The following is a 26,511-nucleotide window of genomic DNA, read 5'->3' as shown; positions in this document are numbered from 1 at the left end:
GCTAACTAATTGTTGCTAACCTTTTGACATACCCAACGCGCGTAATCAAACAACGCCTTTAACTAAAAAAGTAAAGATAACCATGAAAGTAATAGTAGTAGCCTTTTTAATTAGCTCTTTCTTGTCATTTAAGACAGAAGCCGCACCCGAACTCTTAGACAGTGTTTCTGTGATCGTTGATCAAGGTGTGGTGTTAGAGAGTCAAATAACTGAATTAATTACAGTCGTAAAACGTAATGCTGCGCTTAACGACCAAACTCTGCCTTCTGACAGGGCCTTACGCACCCAAGCGATTGAAAAATTGATCATAGATAATCTGCAAATGCAGATGGCTGAACGTATGGGAATCCGGATCAGCGATCCACAGCTTGAGCAAACCATTGGCAATATTGCGAAAGGCGAAAACATGGAAATTGCCGAGTTTCGTGAAAAAGTCGCTCGGGAAGGCGTAACATACGACGTCTACCGCGAAGAGATCCGTAAAGAGCTGATATTAGGAGAAGTACGCCGTGCCAACGTGCGCCGACGTGTGTACATAACCGAACAAGAAATCGCTAATTTAGTAAAACTGATTGATGAGCAAGGTGATCAGCAAGCAGAATTCAATCTGGGGCATATCCTAATAGAGTTTCCACCTGAGCCAACAGATGAGGATATTGCAAAAGCTAAAATCCGCGCAGATAAAGTGCTTGAACTGCTTACCAAAGGTTCTGAATTTGCCAAAATTGCTACGGCATCTTCAGGTGGCTCCCGCGCTCTTGAAGGCGGAGATTTGGGTTGGATGAATATTAATTCCATGCCTACATTGTTTGCCGAAGCAGTGGATAAAAAAGATAAAGACGACTTAATAGGTCCGATTAGAAGTGGTGCTGGGTTTCACATTCTAAAGGTCAAAGATGTTCGTGGTATCGAAAAAGTCGAAGTGGCCGAGGTAAACGCACGACATATTCTAATTGCGCCATCGGTTATATTAAGCGATGAAAAAGCGGAAAAAATGCTTAAAGAATTCCGTGAACAAATTTTAGCCGGTGAAGCAGATTTTGCTGAGTTGGCCAAAGAGCATTCAGCCGATCCAGGTTCAGCTTTAAAAGGTGGAGAATTAGGCTGGGCAGATCCCAACATCTATGTTCCTGAATTCATAGCTACCCTAACTAAATTGGAAGTGGACGAAATCAGTCAGCCTATTCGCACTCAATACGGTTGGCATATTATGCAGTTAACTGGCAAACGCGTAGGTGATGCAACCGAAAAACGCAAAGAAGAAAAAGCATCTCAACTATTATGGCAACGTAAATTTGCTGAAGAGACTGATGTTTGGTTAAGAGAAATACGCGCCAGTGCTTACATTGAAGTATTACCACAGCAAGGCGAATAATTGAAACCTCTAAAATTAGCTATTACCCCAGGCGAGCCGGCGGGAATTGGTCCAGATTTACTATTGGGCATTGCACAAAAAGAATGGCCGGCACAGTTAGTTGCTTTTGCTGATGGAGAGATGCTCAAGCAACGTGCACAACAACTGAACTTAGCCATAACCTTAGTACCCTATGATGAAAGTGCCGAGCACACTTTGCCTGCAGGGCAGTTGTTTTTGGTTGATATAAAAACTAAAGTAGCAGTTAAAAGTGGCAAGCTAGATAGCGATAACGGCCATTATGTAGTGGAAACCTTGCGCCAAGCATGCAAAAAGAATCTAGATGGTGAATTTGATGCTGTGGTGACAGGCCCTGTGCACAAAGGCATCATTAATGAAGCGGGCATTTCTTTTAGTGGCCACACCGAATTTTTTGCTCACGAGTCTAACACCAACGATGTGGTCATGATGTTAGCAACAGAAGGCCTCAGGGTAGTGCTTGCCACCACTCATATTCCCTTGGCTTATGTATCTAAGGCTATAACCTTTGAGCGTTTACATAAGGTACTCCATATAGTCAACACCGACTTAATGCTGAAATTTGGTATTAAAAAACCGCACATTTTTGTTTGTGGTTTAAATCCCCATGCGGGTGAAAATGGGCATATTGGCAAAGAAGAAATTTTGGTCATTATTCCTGCCCTAGATGCTTTGCGCGCAGAGGGCTTGAATATCACAGGGCCACTGCCCGCCGATACTATCTTTAATCCCAAATACTTAGAACAAGCAGATGCAATATTGGCCATGTATCATGACCAAGGATTACCCGTATTAAAATATAAAGGTTTTGGAGCCTCGGTTAACATCACTTTAGGTCTGCCCTTTATCCGCACATCAGTCGATCACGGTACAGCCTTGGATTTAGCCGGCACAGGTCAAGCAGACGCAGGCAGTTTCAATCTAGCCATTCAACAAGCTATTACAATAGCGGCGAAAAATAATGAGTAAACAACATTTAGGGCATACAGCCAGAAAACGTTTTGGCCAGAATTTTTTACATGATAACTACGTTATTGACCAAATAGTCACAGTAATTGGGCCACAAAAAGACCAACACATGGTTGAGATCGGCCCTGGACTAGGAGCATTAACCGAGCCAGTATGCGAATTATTAGATGAACTCACGGTTATTGAACTTGATAGGGATCTAGCCGCTAGGTTAAGAACCCATCCATTTATTGCAAGCAAGCTCACTATTATTGAAGCCGATGCTCTAAAATTCGATTTTTCTCAATTAATATCAGATGACAAACCTTTACGTATTTTCGGCAACCTGCCTTACAATATTTCGACACCTTTAATGTTCCACTTATTCTCTTTTGCTAATAAAGTACAAGACATGCACTTTATGTTGCAAAAAGAAGTGGTTAATCGTTTAGCAGCGAGTCCAGGCAACAAAAGTTATGGCCGTCTATCAGTTATGGCTCAATATCATTGCCAAATAATACCCGTATTACATGTACCACCAGGGGCATTTAATCCGCCACCTAAAGTAGACTCAGCTGTGGTAAGGCTTGTACCTCATCAGCAAAAACCAGTCACTTTAATCAACGAAGAAACCTTGCATAAAGTCTGTGCACAAGCCTTTAACCAAAGACGCAAGACTATTCGTAATAGTTTGAAAGAGAGCCTGACTGAACAACAACTTATCGACTTAGACATTAATCCTGAATTACGTGCTGAAAATTTATCGCTAGAACAGTATGCAAAAATTGCCAATGCGGTAGACTCTTTAACATAGAAATCACAGTGTATGGCAGCGTCAAATAACACATGAATCAAGTTAATAAAGTAGATATTACAGTTGAGACTCAGTATCTAAAAAACCAGATACCCGGTAAAGATAAGTACGCTTTTGCATATAAAATTTCTATCCATAATAATGGCCAGCAATCCGTACAACTGCTCAATCGATACTGGCTTATCACAGATGGCAATGGCGAAAAAACTGAAGTACAAGGTGCGGGTGTGATTGGTGAACAACCTCACATTCAGATTGGTGATTCTTTTCAATACACCAGCGGTGCAGTTTTAGATACACCAGTGGGCACAATGCAAGGCTATTATGAAATGCAACGAGAAGATGGCGAGAGGTTTCAAGCTGAAATCAATGTTTTCAGTTTAGCCGTTCCTAACGCAGTCAACTAAAGATTGTGGCTATTTATATTGTCGGCGACATTCAAGGTTGTTATACGGGATTACAAAGGCTACTAGAAAAAATTGATTTTTCTCCTATAAACGATTCCTTGATTGCAGTTGGTGATTTAATTGGCCGCGGTCCTCAACCTCTTGAAACACTCAATTATCTGCATTCCTTAGGGGACAGCTTTGATACAGTTTTAGGCAATCATGATTTACATTTACTGGCCATTTACGCCGGTATTCGCAAAGCGAAACCTAACGATAAATTAGACACTTTGCTTGCCAGCCCAACTCTGAAAACCCATATCAATTGGTTAAGACACAAACCGCTGGCACTCATGGCTAACCAAGATACCTTAGTCACCCATGCTGGTTTATACCCTAAGTGGTCAGTGAAAAAAGCACTAAAACTTAGTCTTGAAGTCAGTGAACAGTTGCAGGGTAGCCATTGGAAAGCGTTTTTAGGCAACATGTACGGCAATCAGCCTTGCGTTTGGCAGAAATCTTTACAAGGAGCAGAACGGTTACGTTTTATCGTCAATGCGATGACACGTATGCGCTTTATTAAAAACCGTGACGAACTTGATTTTAATTGCAAAACCTCACCAGACCAAGCGCCAGTTAATTTAACGCCTTGGTTTAACGTGACCAATAAAAAACTCAATGGCAACCAAAAAGTGGTATTTGGACATTGGGCTTCACTGAATGGAAGGACCCTTCTTCAGCAATTTTGTGGTGTAGATACAGGCTATATTTGGGGACAAAGCATGACATTACTAAATCTATCGAGTGATGAAATATTTTCAGTTGAATATCAAGATCAATCAAAACCAGTCGATACCTAGTAATAGGAAAAGTCTATAAGACTTTAGACTAATAAATATTTCTAGGGCTATAAATAATTACTCAGTCGGGTATAGTCGTAGATTAATAAAAATAGGTTGCATTTAGTAATCAAATTATAAAAAGTCAGTACGGATACTGCCAACTTAATTTAGGGCCATTCCATGAAAATTACAGTAGCTAACCGTGTCATCGGTGGATTTGCGATTATTACACTCCTGTTGGTTATATTGGGAGGAGTAGCAGTGTCCAGTCTATCTAGTATAGATAGCGCCACTGAAGAAGTTAATACCTTAGCTATGCCTACAGTGAGTGGTAGTAGTCAATTAAAAGTATCATTTTTAAATATGGGCCGTCTCACTACAGAAGCGTATTATGAGTCAACACTAGATGAATTAAACATCAAAAAGAATGCCTTCGAAGACAGCCAAACCAATTTTGACAATGAATTGCGCGTCCTCACTAGCGTAGTAAGTAAAGAACAAGATTTACGAGCGTCATTGATCGAAACAGAAAATATTTACCGTCAGTACATAGAAAACGTCAATGCCATATTTGATAACAAAAAAGCCGACTTAGAATACGGTAATAAAGTATTAGATTTACTCAGCAATATCGAAGATAACTCTGACGATGGTTCAACTTTAATTGTTGATTTTGCAGATTTAGACAAAGTACAGAGCAATAGTCAGTTATCTAAAGCTGCAGAGATCGCTAACGGACTTGAATCTAGTCTAATGTCACTACTGACAGTAGGAGCTGAATATGTTAAGACTCAAACCTTAGTCAGAGCCGACACTATAGGTAATGAAGTCAAATTAGTTGTAGATCAAATCAAAGGAAAAACTGAGCAAATTCAAACTACTGCTGGAGACAACGATGACAGCGGTACGTTAAGCGAACTATATGAATTAATTGCAGGCGTCACCGATTCTATTTCGTCACCCAACGGCCTAATTCAATCTCAAATCAAACGCTTAAATAGCCGCAACCAGGCATTAGCAGCTTATCAGGCCTCAGAAGAAAATATCAAAAACGCGATTCAAAAGCTTGATGAGCTACTTAAACTCGCCGACACCAAAGCAAAATACGCAAAAGAAGATGTTGCAGACTCAGTTAGTACGGGAAAAATGGTTACAATCGTTATTGGTTTAATTTCAGTCCTCATCGCTGCTGGTATTGCTTATAGAACTGTACTTGCCATCGTCAGACCACTACGCAAAGTCAACGAAATACTCCATATAGTTTCTACTGGCGACCTAACCCGCAAACTTGATGATTCAGCGAAGGATGAATTCGGTGAGTTAGCTAAAAACTGTAACAATCTAATCGACAGTTTAAAAACCCTAATATCAGGTATCAGTTCGAGAGCAGCACAATTGGCCGCTGCGGCTGAAGAAACGTCAACGGTCACCGCACAAACCACTAGGTCAATCCAAGAGCAAAAATCACAAGTAGCACAAGTTGCCGCTGCAACAACTGAAATGCACAGTACCTCGCAACTAGTGACTAAAAGCGCCGAAGATACCTTGAATCAGATTAAACATGCAGATACAGAAGCAGAAAAAGTCAAAGTGATTTCGGAAGAAAATAGAAGAACGATCCTGATATTAGCTAAAGATGTAGAAGAAGCGGCTGAAGTGATTAATAAATTACATCAAGACAGTGCCAGCATAGGCGGCATCTTAGAAGTAATAAGAGGAGTTGCCGACCAGACCAACTTACTTGCATTAAACGCTGCTATCGAAGCAGCCCGTGCAGGTGAGCATGGCCGCGGGTTCGCTGTAGTAGCAGACGAAGTTAGAACCTTAGCAAGTCGCACACAACAATCAACGCAAGAAATCAACGCGATGATTGAAGTATTACAAGCAGGTGCAGAAAAAGCTGTAACTGTAATGAATCAAGGTAAAGAGCAAACTACGGTTTGTGTAGCACAAGCTGAAAACGCCACCATTACACTAGAGTCAATTACCGATGCAGTGCACAAAGCCTTTGATGTCAGTAGTCAAATCGAACAATCTGCCCGCGAGCAGAATGTTGTGTCACAAGAAATTAGTGAAAAACTTGAAAATATCGTGAGTTTAGCAGAAGAAACCACAGTCGGCGCAAATCAGACTTCTGAGTCTAGTCACGAGGTGGCGAAGCTTGCCGAAGAGTTACAAAACTCGGTGCAGCAGTTTAGGGTTTAGGCTACGAGCTACGAGCTACGAGCTACGAGCTTTTTAGAGAGTATTTGAGAAACCGGCGAAAGCCGGTTTTTTATTGGCAATATTTGATTAAGTATACCACCCGTTGAGGTTTGCAATAAATATGCTGGTAAGAACAATATCTGATGAAGACGTAAATTCTATAACAGAGATTTATAATTATTATATTTCTGAAACTTTAGCTACCTTTGAAACTGAAATTATTATCCCAAATGATATGAGTGAGCGTATATCCAAAGTAAAGTCCAACAACCTACCTTGGATTGTCGCAGAAGACGATTTTGGACATGTTATTGGATACGCATATGCAACTAAATGGAGAGAACGATTTGCATATCGGTTTTCTGTAGAAATAACCGTATATTTGTCAGCTACATCCACCAATAAGGGGGCGGGAACCTCCCTATATAAAGCACTATTCGCTGAACTTAAGCTTAGAAATATGCATTCAGTAATTGGAGGTATCACATTACCCAATGCCGCAAGTGTTGCTTTACATGAAAAGTTTGGCATGGTTAAAGTGGCACATTTTAAGGAAGTAGGCTTTAAAAATAATCAATGGTTAGATGTAGGCTATTGGCAAGGTGCAATACCGCACTAAATTTATGGGCTTCACTCAATAAATTTGGATTGCAACAAAGTTAACCTATGTCTCACACCTAAAATTATTAGTTAACCTGAATTCAGACTCATTATAGAAACTAAAATTTGGGGGGACCTTTAACGAAATGATTGTCAATTAATACCGATAAATAACATTTTCGGATACACTATTTTATCTTGATTTTGATTAAGGGTTGGATCATCAAATATTTTTCTACTACCGCCACTGCTAAGCGTCTAGGTCTTGAACCCAAGGTTCTTTTTGCTAAGCTTAAAGAAGTTAACTTCATTGTGCGTGACGCTGAGAAATGGGCTTTGACAGCTAAAGGCAAGCTAGCCGGAGGAAGGATTAAAACCTCTGTAAAACTTGGAGACTATATTGAATGGCCTGAAAATTTTGATTTAACGCAATTACCAGCACACCAAAGTCCTGATGCACCTATTGAGCTGGTTAGTTCGACTAAGTTAGGCAAGGAATTTAGTATCTCCTCGAACAAATTAAATTATCTTTTTTCAGAGCTTGGATGGGTCAATAAAAGTTTGAAGGGCTGGGTCGCAACAGACCAAGGACTGAAACAAGGTGCGGTTCAAGGTGAGGATACGCGTTCAGGTGTACCTTATGTTAGGTGGCCAGACACAATAACTCAATCTAGATTACTGCTAAGCTCTATAAACGACATTAAGGGTTCAAATACCCTAGCTGATAATCCCCAAAGCACAACAACACCTGAAGCCAAACACCGCGCAACCGACGGCCACTTAGTTCGCTCTGCAGCAGAAATGTTAATTGATAATTGGTTATATATGGCTGAAATAGTTCACGCATATGAACGCCAGTTACCCATTGAAGAAAGCATATTTTGCGATTTCTATATCCCAACAGGAAAAGTTTATATTGAGTACTGGGGTGCCAGTAATGATCCCAAGTTTTTAGCTCACAAAGAGAAAAAATTAGCCATATACAAAAAATATGGATTTAGACTTATTCAGTTAGATGCTGCTGATGTACAAAATTTGGATGATATTTTACCGCGTTTGTTATTAAAATTTGGGGTGCAAGCTTATTAGTTAACCTAGGCTCTGGATACTTAGATTTAAGTTAGATGTTTCTATATGGAGGCTCAAATAATGGCCATCACCTAGTGGACCCAATTCTCCCCCTATGCTATTGCGGTTGTGAACGACCAGGGGTGGTATAACGAATCAGGCACATGCGTTCAACAGCTGAGGGTAACCTGTTAATCCATCAAAGCAGCAATAGGATCATTCTGGTGACTCCTGATTTAGATAGCGCAAAAATCAACAAGCCGTAAGTTTACTCTTTAGTAGTGATTTCAAAACGTCTCTAAAAAAATGGCTTAGAGAGTCTGTAAAAATGTAATCTGAGTAATATTTTAGAATGATTAGTAAAAATACTCCTTTTAACGAAAAGTAAAACTCTCTACTAGCCCGTCTTTACCTACACCTACACATCCTAATTTATCATCACAGGCTAAGCTCCAAATGTTATTTGTACTGAGCATAGTCCAGGATTTTGATTCTTTTTGCCATAAAGCCACACCTTCTGGATTCGCAATCATCACCTTGATATTATTGCCTTTCCCGACTAATTCCGAACCATATATAGCGCTTTTTAATGGCACTTTAGGTAAGGCGTTCCACTGCTTCGTTTCTAGGTTATAGCGCTGTGCTTGAGCAGGATTTTGTTGTTCTTTTAAGCTACCGCCAAAGATATAAAGCCATTGTTCAGCTTGTTGCACACTAAACACACCAGCGGCTTCTCCACCTGGGAAAGGAGTATCAAGACTTTGCCAATTTTGGCCATTTTGTATGAGCACTCGGGGAGTATCAGCATTACCGGTACCAATATAAATATTATTATCCTGTCCTTTGTTGAGACAGGTTCCGCTTGAAGCAAAACCACCCTCACCTGCTTGTGCTGCAAGTGTTGTACTTTGTCTTTGCCAATGACTACCACCATCAACCGTGGCCAAAATAAACAAGCCATCTTCATCAGAATCACCATATAACCAACCCTGTTGCTCGTTGATAAAATGCATACAATCGTAAAATGTTGTTGTCCGTGTACCTGCAATTTGTAATTGCCAGTTTTTCCCATCATCAGTACGGTATATACGCGAGTTATCACCTTCACCAGCACTCATTACAGTGAGTCCACCGCTACTCAGTAGTTGAATATCTCTAAACTGCAAACCTAGACTATTCTCAGGCCCTGTGATTTTGCTCCAGATTTGACCATTGTCAGTACTTTGATAAATCCCTCCATTGGTGCCGCTCGCCACAATATGTTTGCCTATACGGTGAACAGCTTGAAAGCTCACCTTAGGATCGAGTATCTGCACTGAACCGGCGACTGAAGTAAAACTAAGCATAAAGCCAAGTATGAAAGAAAGTTGTTTGGTCATAATAGGTGCATTTTTTATTTTTAATTTCATTAGGTTAACACGACATTTTGTAAATAAAAAAACAAGAATTAATATCGATTTTCGTAAACACCATTTTGAGTATTAAGGCAAAGATTCTATAGATCCCCTTACACAGTGATGTGTAATAGAGAACTAAGGTCAATCCAACAAAAAGTCAAAAAGTTGTCAGGTTTCCACGACTAACAATCAACTTATCTCATACCTTTGATTTTAAAGGGATATTTTAGCTTGGCATAAACTGTGCTCAGCACCTGTAAGTCAGACTTCACAATGAAATGGTGTTACCAGTGTCTCTTTTTAGTTCTACGCAAATTATTGTTAACTCTTTGCATATTCCTCCTCTACAACAATCAATAAAGAGTGTTTTAGCTAGCAGCCCTGTACTTGACTACCTTTTGCCAGAATTATCAATTTGGCAAACGGGCGAGATTAGACAGAAGCAAGAATTAGCAAACCTTGATGCTTATATGTTGGAAGAAACCAGACTGATATTAAAACGAGTCCGCTCATTATGTTCCAGCCTAGCGTTAACCGACTCCACTAGATTTAACATTAAACTGCATGCTTCAGGCCCTAACAATGCTTTGCTAATAACGGGAGCGTTTGAAGAAAAAGAACAACTAAAAAAACTGATAAATGAAGATAGCTGGTTAACAGGTGCGTTTGATTGGCTATGCCCAAACTACACTGCATTAGCCCATTCTCAGGAGTTGAGTAGCTTTTCTTACCTATATGAAAAAGATCGTCAGCAGGCACTACACCAATACAGACATTTTGGCCAAACTGAAAAAGGAATGCGTTGTTACTTAGCCTGTAATATAGAAAAAGGTGAGCCTGAGTTAACTTGGCGTTTGGAGTCACCCAAGACCGTTTATATACTGAAAGCGCTACTAAGTTAAGTTTATCACTGTAGTTACTTGATGAGTTTAACGGGAGTTGCCAGTGGTGATTTCACGAGAGAATTATTATGATTTTCCAGCGAAGTTAACTTATTGAAAAATAATTAGCAGAAAATTGAACTTATTCTGTAACTACCCCTCTGAATATATAGTTTTTATGTGTGTTTAGTTTTATGTGTGTTCTCATTTTTAAGCCTGATTCTTTATCAGGCTTTTTTTTTAACTATTTTTCGTCTTTCTCCCCATAATTAATAAGTTTCCACTTATATTCCTAGCTGACAACGTCCATGTCGAGGTAGTCAACAGAACGAAGTTGTACTTCTAATGGATCCAGTTTCACCCTCAAGCGGTATTTTTTTGCTGCCATGATAAAAAATAAATCCTACTGCAAAAATGTGCTATGAAAAAACCGCGGATGGCATGCCCCTAAGGCATAAAAAACTAATCCACTGATCCAGTAACAGTAACACCTACAAAACACAGCCCATTTGTAATAGTCTGTATTCCTAATTAATGCTTTTCACTCTCATAAGGCCTAAAAATGGAATTAAACAAACGACAGTTCTTAAAAGCCAGTGGTGTTGCTCTCGCAGCTTTCCCCCTTAGTCACCTTGCAATAGCATCCACAGCGACTAACATGAATGTCGAAAAGAGCGCCTTAAAAAACATAACCGAAAATGTCACTCCTATATCAGCAAAAGAACGCAAAGCGCGTATCGCTAAAGCCCAATTACTCATGCAAAAACACAATATCGCTGCCATTATTTTGGAGCCAGGCCCTGCTATGGACTATTTCACTGGCATTCAATGGTGGCGCAGCGAACGCCTCACCGCAGTAGTTATCCCAAAAGATGGCGAGATAGCCGTCGTCTGCCCGTTTTTTGAAGAGCCAAGTATTCGTGAAAGTCTTGCAGTGGGTGAGGACGTGCGGGTATGGCAAGAGCATGAAAGCCCATTTGAACGAGTCAAACAAATACTCAATGATAGAAAAATCACTCAAGGCACCCTCGCCTTCGAAGATTCAGTGCGCTATTTTGTTCAGCGCGGCATTATGTCGTTAGTGTCCAACATGCAAGATACCAGCGCTGAGCCTATTACTTTAGGCTGTCGTATGTTTAAAAACAGCCATGAATTACAGCTTATGCACAAAGCCAACGAAATCACCTTAAACGCATATGCTTATGTTTGGTCAAAGCTCGAATTAGGCATGAGCCAGTCAGAAGTAAAAGGCTTAATGTCTTCGGCCCAAGCTGCTTTGGGCGGTAGTGGTATTTGGAATATGGCATTATTTAACGAAGCCAGCGCCTACCCTCATGGAACCAATCAACAACAAACTATCCGCGAGGGCTCAATAGTGTTGATGGATTGTGGTTGCAGTGTTGAAGGTTATCAGTCTGATATTAGCCGTACTTTTGTATTTGGTGAGCCGAGCAAAAAACAGCATAAAATTTGGAATACCGTAAGAGAAGGTCAACGTATTGCCTTCGAAACAGCCACTCTTGGCACAGCTGCAGGTAAAGTGGATGATGCTGTACGTGCTTATTATGTGAAACAAGGGTTAGGGCCTGACTATAAACTACCAGGGCTTTCTCATAGAACGGGCCACGGCATAGGCATGCAAGGCCACGAACCCGTGAACTTTGTACATGGTGAAACTGAAACCTTAAAAGCTGGGATGTGTTTTTCCAATGAACCTGGCATTTACCTCCCTGGTGAATTTGGTGTACGTTTAGAAGATTGTGTCTATATGACAGACAAAGGTATTCAATGGTTTACAGTACCACCAGACTCTTTGGATGCACCTATTGGCAAACTTGCCGCTCTTCCTATTTAATAGTCACGATAATAGCAACAAGAGAACATTATGTTTAAAAAAATCTTAGCCGTATTTACGTTCACAGCCCTTAGCTGGAACACTTTTGCTGACGCAAATAAAGATCTTACAATTATCATCGACCAACATTGGCAAAATTCCCAAAAAGAAAAAGTATTCTTTCGCACCGACCCTGATGGTTGGAAACCCAATGGTAAATTAGCCGAATTTACTCCACAGGCCATAGCGAGACGAGAAACATATAACCAGCAGGTGTTATCCAAACTTAGCAAGATTGATAGCAATGCCTTAAGCGAAGAACAGTTGATGAATTTCCGTTTATTTAAATATGAACGAGAAACTGAAGCACTAAGTCATCAATTTCAAGATAAGTATTTTCCAGTCAACTTCTTAAGTGGTTGGCACACCTATTTTGCCGAAGCACCAGCCAATATGGCGTTTTTAAGTAGTAAAGATTACGACAATTTTTTAGTTAGCCTGGCCGACTATCCGCGCTTTAATCAAGAAAACATCAACCTGATGAAAGCAGGGTTAGCTAATGGTTATGTGCATCATTGTGAAAGCTTTAAGGACTATCATCAAACTATCAGCGCACACATAGTGAAAGATCCACAAGAAAGTGCGTTATTTGAACCTTTTACCCGTTTTCCCAATACCTTTAGCCAGCAACAAAAAAGTACTTATAACGCACAAGCTATAGAGCTAATTACATCGGCAGTAGTGCCTGCCTATCAGAATTTTTACGACTTTTTTGTTAACGAGTACATGCCTAACTGTCGCGAAGAACCGGGTATTGCCAGTGCCAAAGGTGGTGCAGATTATTATTCCTACACAGCCAATTACTACACCACTACAGATGCCACACCTCAACAAATCCATGATTTGGGTTTAAGCGAGGTTAAGCGTATTCGAGTTGAAATGCAGGCTATTATTAACCAGGTTGGATTCACAGGAAGTTACGCTGAGTTTTTGGAATTTCTAGCTACCGATCCACAGTTTTATGCCACAGACAGACAAGATGTACTCGAAAAAACCGCTTTTATCACTATGAAAATGTATGGCAAATTACCAACATTTTTTGGCAAGCTTCCTCGCAATACTTTTACCATAAAGGGCTCGGCTTCAAGAGGCGCGTTTTATATGCCGCCACCCGACAGTCGCACTCCTGGGACCTACTTTTTAACCTCTGAGCCCTCGCAACAACCGCTTTATAACTTAGAGGCTCTAAGCCTGCACGAAGCTGTACCAGGACACCATTTACAAAATGCCATTGCCATGGAATTAGATGTACCAGAATTCAGACGCACTTTAAGTCATTCAGCCTTTGGCGAAGGATGGGGTTTATATTCTGAACGTTTAGGTAAAGAAGCAGGATTCTACCAAGACCCATATAGCGACTTTGGTCGCTTAGGTTATGAAATGTGGCGTGCGGTGCGCTTGGTGGTCGATACTGGCATTCATGCTTTTGGTTGGAGTCGTCAACAAGCGATTGATTATTTAGCAGAGCATACTGCGCTGACACAAAAATCAGTAGAAGATCAAATTGACCGCTATATCTCATGGCCTGGCCAAGCTTTGTCATACAAAATGGGCGAAATTAAAATTCGTGAATTGCGCGCCAAAGCCGAAAAAGCTTTAGGTACAAAGTTCGATATTCGTAGTTTTCACGATACTGTTATAGGTCAAGGTTCGCTTCCCATGGCCGTACTTGAAGACGTAATTAACGATTGGATTGTGACGCAAAATGCAAAATAAAGATGTCTAAACCCCTTGCCGTTATCCCTACTGAACGCTTTGAAGACTGGTGGCAACAACGCCACCAGCAAAAACTTTTAGAGCGTCAAGCATTGGGTAACAAGTTGGATATTGTATTTATAGGCGACTCTATCACTCATGCTTGGGAAGACGAGGGAAAACCTGCTTGGCAGCAATATTTTGGCCCTCAAAAGTCACTTAATCTTGGTTTTGCAGAAGATAGAACTGAACATTTATTATGGCGTATCCAAAACGGCGAAATTGACGAACTATGCCCTAAAATGCTGGTTTTATTAATAGGCACCAATAATGCCGGACACAGACTCGACTCGCCTGAAGATATTGCCGCAGGCATAAAAGTTATTTTAGATGAATTAAAAAAACGCCTTCTAACAACAACTATCGTACTTATGGCGATCTTCCCCCGTAGTCGAAATACTCAAAAACCTATGCGAAAACGGGTTAATTTAGCCAACCAATTAATCAAACAATATGCAGACACAAAACAAGCAGTTTGGTTAGATATCAACCAACACTTTCTCACCGAAGATGAGGTTTTGTTAGAATCTGTTATGCCGGATTTATTACATCTTAATTCAGCCCAGTATTGGGTATGGGCTGAACAAATAAAACTGTTACAGCAAAATATGCCTTAGCTAGCCAATTCAAAACCTTGCCTAATAAAGTGAAGATCGGGATAAACCAAACCATCCAGCTGCATACACCATGGGTCAGATTAATACCAATCCGTATAACTAGGCTAACCGAAAGTTGCTCCTAAAGCAGTAAGTCCCTTTGCCCTTATTTCAATGTTGCTTGACTCTTGTGCCACAATTTCGGCCTGCTGCAAGTTGCTGTTAGATTCTTCGCTTATATTAACAATATTGGTGCTAATTTCTTTTGACACCACACTTTGTTCCTCAGATGCGACTGATATCTGATTAGCCAGATCTGATATTTCAGTGACTTGTTCATAAACATGAAACACTAAGGTTCGAGTACTTTCTGTGTCTTGCACACATTTTTCAGCCGATTCTTTCTCTTTTAACATGGTTTTTGACCATAAAAGCAGTGTGTTTTGAATATCCCCCACTGAGGTTTGAATTTGTTCAGTAGCAGCACGTGTGCGACTAGAAAGTGTCCTCACTTCGTCAGCAACAACCGCAAAACCGCGACCATGCTCGCCAGCTCTAGCAGCTTCAATGGCAGCATTCAACGCCAATAGGTTGGTCTGGTCGGCGATCCCTTGGATCTCTTGCATAATGCCACTTATTTTATTTGCTTCGTCTGCTAAGGTTCCCGCGGTTTCAGCTGATTCGGCTACTTCAGTTGCAAGATTTGACACCTTTTCCATAGTATTGGTCATGGAATCAGTGGCAAGCTTACAATCTTTATGAACTGACTCAATTTTTGTAGAAGTTAGTGCCGTATTTCTCGCCACTTCATCGTTTGTTGCAACCATTTCCTCGATCGCCACAGAGACTTGATGTAACTCGCTGGTTTGGCGCTCTACGCCAAGTTTAGCCTGAAAAGAAGACTCTTTAAGTATGCCTACCCCCTGACCTAACGCTTTAGTGCTGTCAATCACTCGACCAATAATGGTTTTAATTCTGCCTTCTTGCATTTTTTTAGAGAAATCGACTACGCTGGTATCATCGCTACCAGAGAAGACATGACGAGAGACACTATCGTATTCATCACGCAGCGCGGTAATAAATGATCGCAGACCAAAAAGTTCTTTTCGAAAGACTAAAAAAGGCAATAATACTAATAAGAACGCAATAAATGGGTAGTACAAAGACCCAGCAGCTAAAATGAGCGCTAACACCACATAAAGTAGATCTTTCATTTTACCTTTAAAAAAAGACTCGCCTAAATTTTTCCCATTATTGATTTTCCCATAAAGGGTTTCAGCTCTAGCACGATATTCAGATTTCAAAACAGTTCGAACGGACTGGTACCCTGTAAGAACCCCGTCTTCAAATTGGGGGGTTACAAATGCATCAACCCAATAATAACGGCCATCCTTACTACGATTTTTTACCGCTCCACGCCAAGCTTGTTTAGACTTTAGTTTACTCCACATATCCGCAAAGGCTTGTTTGGGCATATCTGGATGTCTGACAATATTATGGTGTTGTCCTACCAATTCGTCATATTCAAAGCCAGCGACTCGACAAAAGTTATCGTTTGCATATTGAACCACACCTTTAGTATCAGTAACCGAGACAAGTTCTTCATTAGGACTAAATTTAATCTCTTCATTTACCACAGGTTTGTCGACTCTGGACATAATACTTCTCCATTCAAATTAATGAGAATTGATAGTTGGATTGTTGGATTGTTGGATTGTTGATTTATGAAGAAAAAAACTTATAACACTAGTTGACTATTAAGCCAGTACGCAACAATTTGCATATTAAACCAATAACCTTACAACGCATATGGGTTTAAGAAAAAAAGATATAATAACTAAGAACGATTTGAATTAATATTAGGCTCAATATCAGACGAAACTAAATGCATGATTAAACAAACACTAACGTGCAGAGATTGGATACCAATATTATTGTTCTAAAAGATAGAGGAAGGTAAGGGCAAATAAAGTGATCCGCATTTTGGGCACAAACTTGGTTTGCTTTGGGGCTATTGAAATGCCGTAACAACCCCAACAACATTGCCATAATACTTAGCATGATACGCTGATAATCGCCATTATCATTCATCAGTTCAACGGCTTTTTTAAGTTTAGGTATTTTACTCAAGTTAGCTGGATTTTTAGAAAACTGTAGCTATTTTTCACGAATTCCGAGTACAAATTTATCGCCAACTTGTATGCTTTTTTCTATTTCATCAAATTTGGGGGTGTATATAAACTATCTAAATCAGCATTAAAATTGATGCGACACCTGTCATGCCTATGACTAGCCAACGATAGTGTTTTTCTTGGATACGTTTCACTATATGAATACCACTCCAAGCACCGATAGCAATAAAGGGTAAACTGATAAAGCTAAGCATAAATGAATTTAAATCGATACTCTGCCAACTGAATATATGAAACGGCACTTTGAATACATTAATTGCCAGAAAAAACCATGCCGCAGTGCCAATATATTCATTTTTGGGTAAACGCATACTGAGCAAGTACAAGGCCATAACTGAGCCTGCAAGATTGCCTATCATAGTAGTAATGCCACCAAGTAAGCCCATCAATAATGCAAACCATAAATAATCGGGGATCGACTCTTTATCGCCTTTTTCCATCCATAACATAATCGCTAAGCTAGCAAAGATGATGACACTCATCACGGTCCGAAACACTTGGTCGTCAATTACGTTACCTAACCAAGTGCCAATTAATACGCCCAATGCTGCAGAGGGAAACAACTTAATTAAATAATGCCAGTTAGCATGTCTGTGATAATACTTAACCGCAAACAGGTCGGCCAAAATTAACATAGGCAACATCACCCCTGATGAAGCCTTGCCACCAAAAATAAGCGCCAACAAAGGCACTGCAAACATCGATATACCATGTACACCGGTTTTGGCCATACCAATAAAAAACGCCACTAAAAATAGTAGCGCGACACTCGTATAACTCAGGGAATAACCAAATAGTTCTAGCATAATTACAGGCGGGGTTCCCAAAACAGTGCGTTGCCCATAGGATCTAAGGCGTAATTGTCGAGTAAAAACAGCATATCTTGAGCATGTTGTGAGTCCTGATAATTCAGGGTTAAAACCTTTATTTTCATGAAAACCTGTAGGAGTAATTACTGTGAGAGTGGTGCAAATAATGCTCGTGTAATAGTTTGCAAGTCTAGTGCATTTAACTCAATTTCTAGTCCTCGACGACCACCACTCACATAAATGCTTGGATACTGCTTAGCAGATTGGTCAATAACAGTCTTTAAAGGTTTTTTCTGTCCAAGAGGACTAACTCCACCTAATACATAACCCGAACTACGCTGCACTTCGACTTTGTCAGCCATTTCAGCCTTTCTACCACCACAAGCCTTGGCCACACTTTTCATGCTTAACATAGCGTTGACGGGTAGGATCGCAACCACTAGTTGCTTAGCATCTAGCTTAACAACTAGGGTTTTAAATACACGCTCAGCCTCTACCGCCAGCTTTTCGGCCGCTTCCATTCCATAGGAAGCATGGCCACTATCATGTTCGTATTGATGAACGCTAAATTCGATTTTTGCCTTTTTAGCGCTATTGATCGCGGGGGTCAAACAACAGCCTATTTTTCAATAACACAATTTTTTTGTACTCTTGCTTTAACTTGGCGGATCATATTGATATCCCCTTCAGCCTCGGCATCAACCAAATCTAATCGTGAATCTTGGCACTTCGCCATTCTTGCTTGGTTGTTCAAATAAGTTTGGTCTTTTTGTTGTTGTATAACACCTTCTATACCAGAGTATTGCTCACGATCTTCTGGACGCTTATCTTTTTCATATGGTGGCGCTCGATGAGAGCCACAGGCAACAAGTGTTAGAGTCAAAGCGCTAATGATAAAAATTTTATTCACTGGGTATTCCTTTTAAAATATAAGTCACGGCTGATGAAGCTTTAAATTGAAATTCCTAATCTGAACGCAATTTAGCTAATTCAGGCAATTCGCCTTCCAGACCCATGGCATGTTGAATGATTTTTTGTTTTGTAAATGATGAGTGATTAGCCAAACTTAAGCCAGTATCTCTGATTAATTTCTTAACAGCTTGATCTCCAGCAAATAAGCGCTTGAAACCTTCCATCGCGGCTACCATTTTGACTGCTTCAGTTTTGCGCCAGCGCTCAAAAGGTCGTAAATTTTTAGCTAATCCAAAATCCTTGTTTTGCTCGACCAACTTAATAATCTGTTCAGCCAGCGCAGCGGCATCAAGTATTCCTAAATTAGCCCCCTGACCAGCTAGAGGATGAATAGTATGCGCGGCATCGCCAATAATAGCGACTCTATTACCCACCCATTGGCGCGTATAGCGCATTTTTAGCGGATAACTTTGCCTGTCACTCACCAATTCACATAATCCTAAGGTGCCATCAAATGCCACAGTCAGGGCTTTATCAAATTCTGCATTTGAAAGTTTGAGTAATGTGGCTGCTTTTGGTTCATCTTGTGACCATACAATCGAACAATGATGTGCATCCCATAAAGGCAAAAACGCCAATGGCCCTGTAGGAGTAAAAATTTGCCGAGCGGTATTTTTATGGGGCATAGCGGTTTTAACCGTTGCGACTATGGCATGTTGATCATAGTCCCAAAATGTTTGCGCTAAATTTGCTTGTTTTTTTACCACTGAATTAGCGCCATCAGCTCCTATTACTAATCTGGCGGTTAATTGACTCGTGTCGTCTAAGGTAATAAAACATTCTTGTTGACCAAAAACCAACTGCTTTATTTTCGAAGGAGCAAGTAACTCGATGTGGCTGCTGTTCTGTGCTTGTATCCATAAACTATGTCTAATTGCTTGGTTTTCAACAATATGGCCTAGCTGATGTTTTTTTACTTGGTCTGCAGAAAACGTAATTTTACCAAAACTGTCTTGATCCCAAACTTGCATATCCACATAACTACATAGCCTATTTGGGTCTAAATGTTGCCAAACACCTAAGTTGTGGAAAATATTCTCTGTCGCTAATGTAAGCGCGCTAACACGCAACTCTGGGTCGTCACTTGGCATACCTTGGCTAACATGACTTTCAACAACAGCGACCGACAGCCCACTGTTCTTTAAAGCTAATGCTTGAGTCAGCCCAACTATACCGCCGCCCACTACAATAATATCGAATGCACGCATCCTGTTAGTCGCTCTTTTTTGTCATCAGGGCTTCAATATCACTGATGGTTTTAGGTGCAGCTAAGGTGAGGTTTTCGTGGCCACTTTGGGTTATCAGTAAATTGTCTTCAATTCGAATACCTATGCCGCACCATTTATTATCTACCTCTGCATCAGGCGCAATATAAATACCCGGCTCAATCGTAAGTACCATGCCGGGTACTAATGGCCGGTCTTGACCATCAATTTTGTAATTACCCACATCGTGTACATCCAAACCAAGCCAATGACTGAGGCCATGCATGTAAAACTCACGATAGGTCTGTTTTTCGATATTGTCGGCTAACTCGCCCTTCAAAATATTTAAATCAAGCAAACCTTGGGTGATCACAGCGATAACCACATCGCTGGCCTGCTTAATGGTGTTGTTAGGTTTTATTACCTCAAAGGCAGCAAGTTGCGCATCTAACACCAGTTGATAGAGTTGCTTTTGCTCAGTTGAAAACTGCCCAGAAACGGGAAAAGTACGAGTAATATCAGATGCATAACCTTGCCATTCGCAGCCTGCATCGATTAATACCAGATCCCCTGCTTTTAGCCCTTGATTATTTTCGGTGTAATGCAAAATACAGCCATTATCACCCGCCCCTACTATGGTGCTATAAGCGGGGTATTTTGCGCCTTGCATAGCGAATTCATGATGTATTTCTGCTTCAAGGTGATATTCATTTTTCCCAGTCTCAACAAATTGCATCGCCCGGATATGAGCTTGGGTGGCAATAGCAGCGGCTTGACGCATCATCTCGATTTCAGTGGCTGACTTAATTAAGCGCATTTCATCAAGTATGACTCGCACATCAATTAGACTAGAAGGAGCCTGCATACTTTGTTTCGGGGCATCACGTAAAGCTTGTAATACCGAAAGTACTAAGTCATCAGCGCCATGATCATGCCCTTGAGCAAAATACAGCTGTTGATGACCATCAATTAAATCTAATAAGCGTTCATCTATTTCGTCTACAGAAAATGCCAAGTTTACTGCATATTGTTGCTTAGCTTGCTTCGGACCATATCTGCGTCCTTGCCAAATTTCCATAGTTGGATCTTTATCTAAGCAAAATAAAATACACAAGCCATGTGAATATTCTTGATGATTAGACAGCACTAACCAAGCTTCTGGCTCTGGAAAACCACATAAATATTGAAAATAACTGTCTTGGCGAAAAGGGTACTCAGTATCGCGACTACGAGTGACTAAGTTAGAAGCAGGCAACAAACAAATACTGTTGGGTTGCATAGCTTGTAATAAATGCTTTTGGCGAGTTAAAAATTCAGTGTTATCAATGGGCAAGGGTGTAACTCACTCTACTGTTTTACAATACGAAAAAACTAAACTTATATAATTGCTGCTTAATAAACAGCCTAATGAACTGTTTTCGGTTCACTTTGTTGTTGTTCCGGTGACTTACCCAACTCGTTAAAACATAACATAGCAGTAACGCGAACATATTCCATGACTTCAAATAAAGCTTTCTCTGATTCTTCATCTTCGCTCATTTCTTCGTCCATTCGCGCGATTTCTGCAAAGTCTTCTAGGGCTTCTTTAACATCGCCAGAGCACCCCGTTAAATCATCCTGATGTAAACCAAATCCAAGCATAAAACCCTGCACCCAATTCAATAAGGCTTGACCCCGATCGTTAATAGGTGCTGAATCCTCAGGTAAACAAAGTACCAATGCAAAGTCGCTTTCAACTAACTGTTGGCATGTAGTGTCAAATAGACTTTTGAAGGTATCTTCTACTTCTTTAGAAAATGACTCGCCTTGATGAATAAAATCGGCGAGAGGCTCTAACCAATCTTGGCATTCTAGTGGCATTCCCCCCCCTAACATGCCACAAAACATACCTTGTACTTCCGCGGCTGAGGTTAAAATATCATTACGTTCAAGTAATGAAGTTATGGTATCGAAAAGGTTGGTTGATGTATTCAAAGTGCACTCTCAATTATTTGATAAAGCAATGCTACCACTCTCAACAAAGCAAATACATGATAGCACTAGTATATCTGGCTACTAACAGATTATAATAGCGGTGCAGATTGCTCGGCTAGTTGTTTACTGGTTGTGCATTAAGCAGTTTTCTATGCCTCCTGGGGTGTTTGCCAGTTTAGTTATGTCCCTGGCCGATGCTTTTTACCTAGGGAGTTGATTCCACTACTATTGCGCAAGCTCGGCTCGTATCGAGACGCCTACGGTAGCGATGACACTTCCGCCCTGAACTTTCGGTTCACGGGCTTACACCGAACAGCGGCATTTTGGGAGGCACCCAAACTATCAAGAATGGATTGAGAGCAGTAGTTTATGAATCATGAAGAACAAATACAGACTTACGGAAAAGATGTCTTAGAAGCCTTATCTTCTATGGTGAAATGGAAATATGACGACTTTCATAAAGTGATGCTAGCTGAATTCTCAGTCGATAAACAAGACCAAGTATTATTTACCTTACAACAGGCTTTACCTGTAAGTTGGGACGTTAAAACCATTAAAAAAGCGCCAGGCGAAGTCAGGCATTACGCAGGTGTATTTTCGAAACTGGTAAAACAACAAAAACTATTCAGTAGCAATATTGAAAGTCATCCCAAAGTTATGGCAGCTTGGTGGCCATGGGGTCATGGCGCTACTGTATCTGTAAGATTATTTTTAACCGATACTTCCCCTTATGTTCCTAAAACAGGATTTATCCATAAGCTAACCCGCCTTTTTGCCTAGAGTTTACCTTTCGTTTAGAAGGACTAAACTTCAAGGAAAACGCCTCGGTATACAAATAAATGCCCCCAGTCTCGAGGATATTTGAAGGATCAACAGCCCCTAAATAAATTTGCTGCCAGAGAAAAAATCAATATACTTGCATCCAGACCAAATGGTCAACTTTTTAATTAAGGGTTAATTTATGTTTTTATTCGGCTAGAATAAATTCAAACTAGAACTTTAAAACAAGAGGCGCAGTAGCGAATTATGGCCGTTATCAACTTTGGTTCAATCAACATCGATCATGTCTATCAAGTAGACCATTTTGTGCAACCCGGTGAAACTATTGCTTCAAGTCACTACCAATGTCTTTTGGGTGGCAAAGGAGCTAATCAGTCAATCGCGTTAGCCAGAGCCGGTTCACAAGTGCGACATGTTGGCAAAATTAACGAAATCGATGTTGCATTCAAGCAAACCATGATCCGTGATGGTATTGATTGTAAACATGTTACCTGCAGTGAAACAGCCTCTGGTCATGCGATAATTCAAGTCACCCCTTCAGCAGAAAATGCCATAGTGTTGTTTGGTGGTGCTAATCATGAAATGACACCTAAAGACATCATGCATGCACTCGATAATGTTTCATCTGCCGATTGGGTGTTGACCCAAAATGAAACCAACGGTATCGACCAAGTGCTTATGCAAGCTAAAGAAAAAGGCTTACGCGTAGCCTTTAATCCGGCCCCTATGACTGAATCAGTCAAACATCTACCTCTTGAATGTATTGATTTATTAATTGTCAACGAAGTCGAAGCAGAAGAGATCTCTGGACGCCAAGAATTAGATAAAATAGAAGACTACTTTCGTCAAGATTGGCCTCATGCAGAAGTATTGATTACTTTGGGCAAAGCTGGGGTGCGTATGCTTAAAAAAGACAAAACTATTGATGTGCCAGCTTTTGAAGTAGAAGCAGTAGATACAACAGCAGCAGGCGATACATTTATCGGTTATTTTTTATCTGCCTACAGCAATCATACCGATACTAAAACCGCTTTAACACGCGCTTGTGCTGCTTCAGCCTTAGCCGTTATGCAAGTGGGCGCTGCACAATCTATACCTACCGAAGAAGACGTGAATCGTTTTCTTGCTAAACAATAATTTTTACGGGAGACAATTAATGAGCCACAAAATTATACTAGATACCGATCCGGGCATCGATGATGCAATGGCAATTTTCTTTGCCTTTCAGCACCCTGAAATCGAAGTATTAGGGCTGACGACTGTATTTGGTAACGTGCCTGTAGAGATGGCCGCCAAAAATGCGATTACTTTATGTTCCTTAGCTGAAAAAAACATTCCAGTGTGTAAAGGTGTAGGTATGCCTTGGGTAGGTAAAGAATCGGGATATGCACATTTTGTACATGGCGATGATGGCTTCGGTAATATCAATTTCCCCGCAGCTAAAGGTGAACTAGACCCGCGCAGCTCGGCACAGTTTATTGTTGATAAGGCACGTGAATTTCCAGGCGAAATTACTGTGGTAGCAATTGGCCCATTGGGTAATCTAGCCTTGGCCTTACGCCTTGAACCTGAACTACCTAAGTTGTTAAAAGCAATTTCTATTATGGGTGGTGCCGCTTTTGTTCCTGGCAATGTCACTCCTGTAGCAGAAGCCAATATTTGGAATGATGCATTCGCGGCTGAGATTGTATTTGGTGCTTCTTGGGAACTAAACATGTTTGGTTTAGATGTCACAAACTCCTGCCCATTTACTCCAAATTTTTTGACTCAGTTGAAAGAAAATAATCCTAAATTAGGCGGTTTTGTACATGATGCTGCACAATTTTATGTGGAATTTTACTCACAAAATAGAGAAGAAGATGTGTGCTTTTTTCACGATGCAATGCCAATTGCTCATCTTATCGACCCTAGTTTGTTCGAATTGCAAACAGGTCATGCAAGAGTATCGACTGATCCCTTAAACATTGGTCAAACTTCAGTTGCATTACCTAACACTACCGCAAGCCCAGATTGGCTCAATGCGCAAACTATCAATGTAGCAACCAAAGTTGACAACACTCGTTTGACTCAGTTGTATTTAGATACCTACAACAGTTAATATGGTTTGGTGAAAAAATAAATTATGTTATGGTCTCGTGTATGGCGAGACCAATTATAGTTATAAATGAAAATTGCCCCTCCAACACCAAACGAAGCAGCTCGTTTAAAAGCCCTCTACGACTATGACGTCTTAGACACTGATGCTGAAAAAATCTTTGACGACTTAACTCAGCTCGCAGCTCAAATTTGTGATACACCCATTACTTTAATCAGTTTAGTTGATCCTAATAGGCAGTGGTTTAAGTCTAAAGTAGGCCTAGACGCAGAAGAAACCTCCAGAGATATCGCATTTTGTGCCCATGCGATCCATCAAAAAGAAATTTTTGAGGTTCAGGATACTCTGAAAGATCAACGTTTTTTTGACAACCCACTAGTGACCTCAGCACCAAATATTCGTTTTTATGCGGGTACACCTCTAGTCAGCCACGATGGTCATGCTATTGGCACATTGTGCGTAATTGATGATAAACCAAACAAATTAACCAGTGATCAACGTCAGGCACTTGAAGTTTTGGGCAGGTCGGTCATTTCACAAATGGAATTGCGCAAAAAAATAAAAGAGCTAAAACAAGCCAACATCCATAAAACCGAATTTTTGTCTAATATGAGTCACGAACTGCGCACACCACTGAATGCAATTATTGGTTTTAGTCGTTTGATGTTAGATGACATTGACATTGAACATCACAAATTACCTGCAAAATTTTCTGAGTATATAAGCCATATAGATTATTCAGGCAAACGGCTGCTAAGCGTAGTGAATTCAGTAATTGATTTAAATAAAATTGAAGCCGGTATGATGCAAGTTCAAATCGAACTGACGTGCATAAGAGAGTTCATTAAAGATTTAGAGGGCATGTTAGCCATTACAGCCACCGAAAAAGACGTCGCGTTTTCGATAAATGTAAGTGATAACCTGCCGACTCATTTAGCTATCGACCAAGCCAAAACTAGCCAAATAATTACCAACTTGGTGCATAACGCAATTAAGTTCACTGATAGTGGCAAGTGGGTCAAAGTTGAGTTTTCCCTTAGTAATGAAAATTTTGTGATCTCTGTAGCAGATCAAGGGGCGGGCATTTCATCCATAGATCAAACAAAACTATTTGGTAAATTTCAACAAGTCGGACAGGCCAAAAGTTCAGAAGGTAGTGGTCTAGGCTTATCGATTATACAAGGGTTAGTAGAGCTTTTAGGTGGCACAATAAAGGTTTTGAGTACATTGGGTTCAGGAAGTATTTTTAAAGTAATGTTGCCCCTGCAGAATGATGTCAAAATTTTACAGCGAGTAAGTCTTGCAACGCCAGAAAAAGCAAGTTTTGACCACAGTAGCAAGGTATTGCTGGTAGAAGACAATGAAATCAACCAAGCGGTGATGCTAGCAACATTTGAATCCTTAGATATTCCAATCACAATTGTCGGAACAGGAGAAGAAGCTATTGAGATAGTCAAGAATCAACCATTTGATCTGATCTTCATGGACATTCACTTACCCGGTATTGATGGCCGTCAGGCCTCTGAAAAAATTAAACTTAAATATCCGCAGCTCCCTATTATTGCATTATCGGCCGATGCATTTAACCAACACAAATTTGACGATAAGGACAAAATTTGGGATGAGTATTTATGTAAACCCTTAGAAAAAGAAAAACTTGTCCAAGCACTAAATCGCTTTATTCCCTTTTCTTCAAATACATAAA

25 protein-coding genes and 1 other RNA gene are annotated in these 26,511 nt (G+C 40.4%); 17 read left to right on the top strand and 9 right to left on the bottom strand.

Annotated features, from left to right (window positions below; translation table 11 throughout):
* Positions 1 to 82 precede the first annotated feature (82 nt).
* The 8 genes from surA to GARC_RS21650 all read left to right on the top strand — a co-directional run bounded on the left by surA (position 83) and on the right by GARC_RS21650 (position 8,277).
* On the top strand, positions 83 to 1,375 hold the full coding sequence (surA, locus tag GARC_RS21685; RefSeq protein WP_007624463.1) for a peptidylprolyl isomerase SurA: 1,293 nt from the start codon (positions 83 to 85) through the stop codon (positions 1,373 to 1,375).
* A complete protein-coding gene (pdxA, locus tag GARC_RS21680) occupies positions 1,376 to 2,362 on the top strand; it encodes a 4-hydroxythreonine-4-phosphate dehydrogenase PdxA (protein ID WP_007624461.1) in 987 nt (328 codons plus the stop codon).
* Positions 2,355 to 3,155: a 16S rRNA (adenine(1518)-N(6)/adenine(1519)-N(6))-dimethyltransferase RsmA gene (gene rsmA / locus GARC_RS21675; RefSeq protein WP_007624460.1), complete on the top strand. Its 801-nt coding sequence runs from the start codon at positions 2,355 to 2,357 to the stop codon at positions 3,153 to 3,155. The genes pdxA and rsmA overlap by 8 nt, the downstream gene beginning before the upstream one ends.
* 32 nt (positions 3,156 to 3,187) lie before the next feature.
* On the top strand, positions 3,188 to 3,562 hold the full coding sequence (gene apaG / locus GARC_RS21670) for a Co2+/Mg2+ efflux protein ApaG (protein ID WP_007624459.1): 375 nt from the start codon (positions 3,188 to 3,190) through the stop codon (positions 3,560 to 3,562).
* Between the two features lie 5 nt (positions 3,563 to 3,567).
* A complete protein-coding gene (locus GARC_RS21665) occupies positions 3,568 to 4,401 on the top strand; it encodes a symmetrical bis(5'-nucleosyl)-tetraphosphatase (RefSeq protein ID WP_007624458.1) in 834 nt (277 codons plus the stop codon).
* A 162-nt stretch (positions 4,402 to 4,563) separates the two neighbouring features.
* Positions 4,564 to 6,588, top strand: coding sequence for a HAMP domain-containing methyl-accepting chemotaxis protein (locus tag GARC_RS21660; RefSeq protein WP_039990221.1), 2,025 nt, complete (start codon positions 4,564 to 4,566; stop codon positions 6,586 to 6,588).
* Positions 6,589 to 6,709: 121 nt separating this feature from the next.
* Positions 6,710 to 7,207, top strand: coding sequence for a GNAT family N-acetyltransferase (locus GARC_RS21655; RefSeq protein ID WP_007624456.1), 498 nt, complete (start codon positions 6,710 to 6,712; stop codon positions 7,205 to 7,207).
* A gap of 179 nt (positions 7,208 to 7,386) precedes the next feature.
* The gene (locus GARC_RS21650; protein ID WP_007624455.1) at positions 7,387 to 8,277 is read left to right on the top strand and encodes a hypothetical protein; all 891 of its coding nucleotides are present in this window, start codon (positions 7,387 to 7,389) and stop codon (positions 8,275 to 8,277) included.
* Between the two features lie 353 nt (positions 8,278 to 8,630).
* Here the strand turns inward: GARC_RS21650 and GARC_RS21645 are convergent, their stop codons facing one another.
* On the bottom strand, positions 8,631 to 9,665 hold the full coding sequence (locus GARC_RS21645) for a WD40/YVTN/BNR-like repeat-containing protein (protein WP_226989268.1): 1,035 nt from the start codon (positions 9,663 to 9,665) through the stop codon (positions 8,631 to 8,633).
* A 278-nt stretch (positions 9,666 to 9,943) separates the two neighbouring features.
* Here GARC_RS21645 and GARC_RS21640 point away from each other — a divergent pair, with 278 nt between their 5' ends.
* From GARC_RS21640 to GARC_RS21625, 4 genes are all read left to right on the top strand, one after another.
* Entirely contained in the window at positions 9,944 to 10,555 is a 612-nt protein-coding gene (locus GARC_RS21640; protein ID WP_007624452.1) for a hypothetical protein, read from the top strand.
* A 541-nt stretch (positions 10,556 to 11,096) separates the two neighbouring features.
* Positions 11,097 to 12,389 (top strand): M24 family metallopeptidase, encoded by a 1,293-nt coding sequence (locus tag GARC_RS21635; RefSeq protein WP_007624451.1) that lies wholly within the window; start codon positions 11,097 to 11,099, stop codon positions 12,387 to 12,389.
* 30 nt (positions 12,390 to 12,419) lie between these two features.
* A complete protein-coding gene (locus tag GARC_RS21630) occupies positions 12,420 to 14,144 on the top strand; it encodes a DUF885 domain-containing protein (protein WP_007624450.1) in 1,725 nt (574 codons plus the stop codon).
* A gap of 2 nt (positions 14,145 to 14,146) precedes the next feature.
* Positions 14,147 to 14,800, top strand: a complete 654-nt coding sequence (locus GARC_RS21625) for a GDSL-type esterase/lipase family protein (protein WP_007624449.1) — start codon at positions 14,147 to 14,149, stop codon at positions 14,798 to 14,800.
* A 104-nt stretch (positions 14,801 to 14,904) separates the two neighbouring features.
* On the opposite strand, the gene GARC_RS21620 is transcribed toward GARC_RS21625, so the two are convergent.
* The 8 genes from GARC_RS21620 to GARC_RS21590 all read right to left on the bottom strand — a co-directional run bounded on the left by GARC_RS21620 (position 14,905) and on the right by GARC_RS21590 (position 21,931).
* A complete protein-coding gene (locus tag GARC_RS21620; RefSeq protein WP_007624448.1) occupies positions 14,905 to 16,437 on the bottom strand; it encodes a methyl-accepting chemotaxis protein in 1,533 nt (510 codons plus the stop codon).
* A gap of 587 nt (positions 16,438 to 17,024) precedes the next feature.
* On the bottom strand, positions 17,025 to 17,777 hold the full coding sequence (locus GARC_RS21615; RefSeq protein WP_007624445.1) for a sulfite exporter TauE/SafE family protein: 753 nt from the start codon (positions 17,775 to 17,777) through the stop codon (positions 17,025 to 17,027).
* Between the two features lie 2 nt (positions 17,778 to 17,779).
* Entirely contained in the window at positions 17,780 to 17,905 is a 126-nt protein-coding gene (locus GARC_RS27610; protein ID WP_007624444.1) for a hypothetical protein, read from the bottom strand.
* 18 nt (positions 17,906 to 17,923) lie between these two features.
* Positions 17,924 to 18,391, bottom strand: coding sequence for a Cys-tRNA(Pro) deacylase (gene ybaK / locus GARC_RS21610; protein ID WP_007624443.1), 468 nt, complete (start codon positions 18,389 to 18,391; stop codon positions 17,924 to 17,926).
* A gap of 8 nt (positions 18,392 to 18,399) precedes the next feature.
* Positions 18,400 to 18,690, bottom strand: a complete 291-nt coding sequence (locus GARC_RS21605) for a hypothetical protein (RefSeq protein ID WP_007624442.1) — start codon at positions 18,688 to 18,690, stop codon at positions 18,400 to 18,402.
* Between the two features lie 55 nt (positions 18,691 to 18,745).
* Positions 18,746 to 19,960 carry an FAD-dependent oxidoreductase gene (locus GARC_RS21600; protein WP_007624441.1) on the bottom strand — a complete coding sequence of 405 codons (1,215 nt, stop codon included), beginning with the start codon at positions 19,958 to 19,960 and terminating at the stop codon, positions 18,746 to 18,748.
* A 4-nt stretch (positions 19,961 to 19,964) separates the two neighbouring features.
* Positions 19,965 to 21,290, bottom strand: coding sequence for a Xaa-Pro aminopeptidase (gene pepP, locus GARC_RS21595; protein ID WP_007624439.1), 1,326 nt, complete (start codon positions 21,288 to 21,290; stop codon positions 19,965 to 19,967).
* Positions 21,291 to 21,361: 71 nt separating this feature from the next.
* Positions 21,362 to 21,931, bottom strand: coding sequence for a UPF0149 family protein (locus GARC_RS21590; RefSeq protein WP_007624438.1), 570 nt, complete (start codon positions 21,929 to 21,931; stop codon positions 21,362 to 21,364).
* Between the two features lie 152 nt (positions 21,932 to 22,083).
* On the opposite strand from GARC_RS21590, the gene ssrS reads away from it, so the two are divergent.
* The 5 genes from ssrS to GARC_RS21570 all read left to right on the top strand — a co-directional run bounded on the left by ssrS (position 22,084) and on the right by GARC_RS21570 (position 26,510).
* Positions 22,084 to 22,265, top strand: a non-coding RNA gene (gene ssrS, locus GARC_RS26520) — 6S RNA.
* A gap of 35 nt (positions 22,266 to 22,300) precedes the next feature.
* A complete protein-coding gene (locus GARC_RS21585) occupies positions 22,301 to 22,711 on the top strand; it encodes a hypothetical protein (protein ID WP_007624436.1) in 411 nt (136 codons plus the stop codon).
* Between the two features lie 246 nt (positions 22,712 to 22,957).
* Complete coding sequence (locus tag GARC_RS21580) at positions 22,958 to 23,848, top strand: ribokinase (RefSeq protein WP_007624435.1); 891 nt, start codon at positions 22,958 to 22,960, stop codon at positions 23,846 to 23,848.
* 19 nt (positions 23,849 to 23,867) lie between these two features.
* A complete protein-coding gene (locus tag GARC_RS21575; RefSeq protein ID WP_007624434.1) occupies positions 23,868 to 24,809 on the top strand; it encodes a nucleoside hydrolase in 942 nt (313 codons plus the stop codon).
* Positions 24,810 to 24,875: 66 nt separating this feature from the next.
* Positions 24,876 to 26,510 (top strand): hybrid sensor histidine kinase/response regulator, encoded by a 1,635-nt coding sequence (locus tag GARC_RS21570; RefSeq protein WP_007624433.1) that lies wholly within the window; start codon positions 24,876 to 24,878, stop codon positions 26,508 to 26,510.
* The last annotated feature ends 1 nt before the right edge of the window (position 26,511 follow it).

The organism is Paraglaciecola arctica BSs20135 (genome assembly GCF_000314995.1).
Lineage (GTDB): Bacteria > Pseudomonadota > Gammaproteobacteria > Enterobacterales > Alteromonadaceae > Paraglaciecola > Paraglaciecola arctica.
The sequence above is the reverse complement of the archived record's forward strand: the minus strand, read 5'-3'. Positions and strand labels throughout refer to the sequence as shown.